This is a genomic window from Pontimicrobium sp. MEBiC01747 (assembly GCF_053601635.1).
Genome location: NZ_JBSHNS010000326.1, coordinates 1 through 3,715 on the forward strand (window position 1 = coordinate 1; position 3,715 = coordinate 3,715).

Here is a 3,715-nt window from a genome sequence, read left to right on the forward strand (position 1 = left end):
GTGTAGAACCACCTTTAGTGTAAGTTACTAAAAGTGCTTTTTCATCATTGTCTAAAGTAACAATGCTTCGTTTTACGCCTTTATCGAATACTTTATAGGGCGCTACAACCCAAAAGGAATCGTTATTAAATAAATCGATTGCTTTTTGTTTGAGTTCTGTTGTGTCTTCTCCTGTTACTTGAACTTCGTCTTTAAATACAGTAGTATTAGCAGGTGTTGTAAAATCTAGATTCACCTTATAGTTTTTCCAATACACTTCGCAAGTGTTTTTTGCTTTATTCCATTTAAAATGATGACGCTTTTTAAACGTCCATTCTATATAATCGGTTACATTATAAGCATGATAATCTAAAGCATTAAGCATTTGGTATGCTAATGTATCAGCTTGTTCTCCTTCTTCACCTGTTGGTAATTCTTCATTATATTTAAAGTAAAGAAAACCATAAAGTAATAGTGTTGGTAGTGTAAAGAAAACGATTAAACCTAAAGTAATCTTTAGTATTTTTTTTAGTTTCATAAAAGCAAATATTTCATTTTCAAAGATAAAGAATTAATTCATTTCATTTTTTTATTCGAGTTGTAGTATTTCATTATATTTAGCCAAAATAAAGAGAGAATAAATGAAAAAAACTACACAGATTTTTGCCTTAATATTACTAATATGTAGCTATAGCTTTATGGGGTGTAAAAATGAAAGTGCTAAAGATGGTATTATTGGAACTCCTAAAGAAACAAGAGAACCAAATGATGACGAACTTCGTGATTATGGTATAATTTCTGGAATAGAAGATAACGGTTATCCTTTTTACTCTATAACAGTGTCTTTTCCTGAGCGAAATGTAAAAGGATCTTATAATCTAAATATAGAAGCAATTCATCAAGATATTGAAGCATTGAATGCATTAAAAGATAAGGATGTTACATTATACTATAAAAGTGAAGCAGATAATATGGTTATGGATGTGCATTTTAATGAGCGTTCTATACATTTTGAATCTACACCAGAAATTGATGCTTCATGGAAAAAAGTTACAGGTATACTTAAAGAAGCTATAGCAGAATCTGGTGATACACCTAATACTTTTTCTGTAACGACAAAAGAGGGTAGAGTAGCGTATTTTACTGATTTTATAACTGAAAGAATGGCTCTAAGAAATGGTAAAGAAGTTACGGTTTATTATAGACCAAGATATGTTAATAAAATTACTTATTTAAAAGCTTGAAAACCATAATTTAAAACCCAGAAGCGGCATCATCTCCACGATTATCTGCGCCACCCTCTAGTTTTCCATCTGGCAAGACTAAAATGGCATCTACAATACCAATTACAGGAGAGCGCTCTTCATTAATATGATGTCCTTTTTGCTCTAATGCAGTTATAATGTCTTTAGAAAAGCGATTAGGTTCCATTCTAATTTCATCGGGTAACCATTGGTGATGAAAACGAGGTGCGTTTACAGCATTTTGCATAGACATGTTAAACTCATGGACATTTAAAATAGTTTGCATTACTGAGGTTATTATGGTAGAGCCTCCAGGTGTACCAACAACCATATATAGTTTTCCTTCTTTTTCAACAATAGTTGGGGTCATAGAACTTAGCATTCGTTTTTGGGGTAAAATGGCATTAGCTTCGGCTCCAATTAACCCATAAACATTTGGTACTCCAGGTTTGCTACTAAAGTCGTCCATTTCATTATTTAAGAAAAAACCTAACGCTTCACAAAATAACTTAGACCCAAAACCAGAATTAAGCGTTGTGGTTACCGAAACAGCATTTCCAAACTGGTCTACAATAGAGTAGTGGGTTGTTTCATCACTCTCTATAATGTCTACAGTACCATGCGAAATGCTATTAGATGGCGTAATAGCATCAAACGAAACATTAGCCATTCTATTAGATAAATAAGCATTACTAATAAGTTCATCTTGAGGAACGGTTACAAAATCTGGATCTCCTAAATAATAACTTCTATCGGCATAAGCTCTTCGTTCTGCTTCTGCTAATATGTGAATTGCTTTTACAGAGTTATGGCCAAACTCCTCTAAGTTATAAGATTCTACAGATTTTAAAATTTGAGCTAAAGCAATACCGCCACTAGAAGGTGGCCCCATAGAAATAATATTTAAATCATCGTATTTAAAAGTAATAGGTGTTCGCCATTTAGCCCTATAATTTGCTAAATCTTCAACAGTAATAATACCTCCATTATCTTGAATAAATTGAGCCAATATTGTAGCCGTTTCTCCTTTATAGAATTCGTCTGGACCATGCTGCATAATCCTAGTTAAGGTTTTGGCTAGATTAGGATACTTAATAGTATCGTTAGCTTTCCATGCTTTTGCAAAAAGTATAGTATCTTTATTTGCAAGTGCAAAATCTTCTAACTTTTCTTCTATACGTTTCTCTTGCTTTTTTGTAACAATAACGCCTTTATTAGCAAGCGCTATAACAGGTTTCATAATCGTTTCTATAGGTAGAGAGCCAAATTTTTTATGGGTTTCAAAAACACCAGCAATAGAACCTGGTACACCAACAGCCATAGCACCTCGAGTACTTAAATTGGGGATGACATTGCCAAGCGAATCTAAATACATGTTTTTAGTCGCCAATGCTGGGGCTTTTTCTCTAAAATCAAGACTACCTATAGCACCGTTGTTTAATCTGTAAACCATAAAACCACCACCGCCAATGTTTCCAGCGTATGGGTAGGCTACGGCTAGTGCTAATTGTGTAGCAGCCATAGCATCAAAAGCATTACCGCCTTGTTCTAGCATGAGTTTACCTATGTTAGATGCTTCAACACGTGCCGAAACAACCATAGCTTTTTCAGTAATAAGTCCTCTTTTTTGAGTCTCATTTTTACAGGAACTAAAAGCTATTAAAATAAAACAAAATAGTACTAATGATTTTGTTTCTAAGGTGTTGTATATTATAAAAAGGTGTCTCATTTTTTTAGTTGTTTAGGCTATTTTGTATTTCGGTTAATTTTTCTCCAGAAAATTGAATGAGTTCCTCAAAAAACTGAGTGAATTCGTTTTCAAATTCATTATAAAACTCTTGCAATTCATTAACCGCCAAATTCATTTGAGATCTATTTTTGGTACGACGATTCATACCTTCTAAAACTTTTGCGATTCCTTCAATAGAGGCATAGCTTAATAACCAATTATCTGCAATCATGTATGGCATCATTTTTTGAATGCGTTGTGGTAGTGTATTAAAGCTGTCTTCTAATGTATCGTAGAAATCATCAACATAATCAGCCAATGGCGTATTAGAATAATTCTCCCAATTTTTAGCAAGAAAATGGTCGTACAAGATATCTACAATAACTCCAGAATAGTGACCGTATTTTTCGTGTAATCGTTTTGTGCTTTGTCTTACAGTTTTATGAGCATCTGTAAAAGTATCTATTTGTCTATGTAATAAAATACCAGCTTGTATAGCTTTAGGGTACTTTTTGTAATTTTTACCCCGAATGCCATCGGCAATAAAATTACCAATAGTTACATCTTTGTTCTCTCCAGATAAATAAATGTGTGCAAGAAAATTCATTCGGTGAATTTACGAATTCCGATTTAAGAATTCCGATTCTGAAATGTTATATTTGTACCTCAATTTTAAAATTTATTTATGACACTTATAAAATCTATTTCAGGAATTCGTGGAACTATTGGTGGAGCAGTAGGAGATAACCTAACACCTATAGAC

The 3,715-nt window shown here is 33.0% G+C and carries 4 protein-coding genes; 1 reads left to right on the plus strand and 3 read right to left on the minus strand.

What is annotated here, in order from left to right; translation table 11 throughout:
• Window positions 1-517 (minus strand): hypothetical protein (locus tag ACVC2P_RS10760; protein WP_452598477.1); only part of this gene is annotated, 517 nt, incomplete at its 3' end.
• Window positions 518-620: 103 nt separating this feature from the next.
• On the opposite strand from ACVC2P_RS10760, the gene ACVC2P_RS10765 reads away from it, so the two are divergent.
• Window positions 621-1,223, plus strand: coding sequence for a hypothetical protein (locus ACVC2P_RS10765; protein WP_452598478.1), 603 nt, complete (start codon window positions 621-623; stop codon window positions 1,221-1,223).
• 10 nt (window positions 1,224-1,233) lie between these two features.
• Here the strand turns inward: ACVC2P_RS10765 and ggt are convergent, their stop codons facing one another.
• A complete protein-coding gene (ggt, locus tag ACVC2P_RS10770; protein WP_452598479.1) occupies window positions 1,234-2,952 on the minus strand; it encodes a gamma-glutamyltransferase in 1,719 nt (572 codons plus the stop codon).
• Between the two features lie 4 nt (window positions 2,953-2,956).
• Complete coding sequence (locus ACVC2P_RS10775) at window positions 2,957-3,559, minus strand: acyl carrier protein phosphodiesterase (protein ID WP_452598480.1); 603 nt, start codon at window positions 3,557-3,559, stop codon at window positions 2,957-2,959.
• Between the last annotated feature and the right edge of the window lie 156 nt (window positions 3,560-3,715).

Bases quoted from the DNA above. Each gene is read 5' to 3' on its own strand.
- ggt (WP_452598479.1), bottom strand. From the start codon at position 2,952: ATGAGACACCTTTTTATAATATACAACACCTTAGAAACAAAATCATTA.
- ACVC2P_RS10775 (WP_452598480.1), bottom strand. From the start codon at position 3,559: ATGAATTTTCTTGCACACATTTATTTATCTGGAGAGAACAAAGATGTA.
- ACVC2P_RS10765 (WP_452598478.1), top strand. From the start codon at position 621: ATGAAAAAAACTACACAGATTTTTGCCTTAATATTACTAATATGTAGC.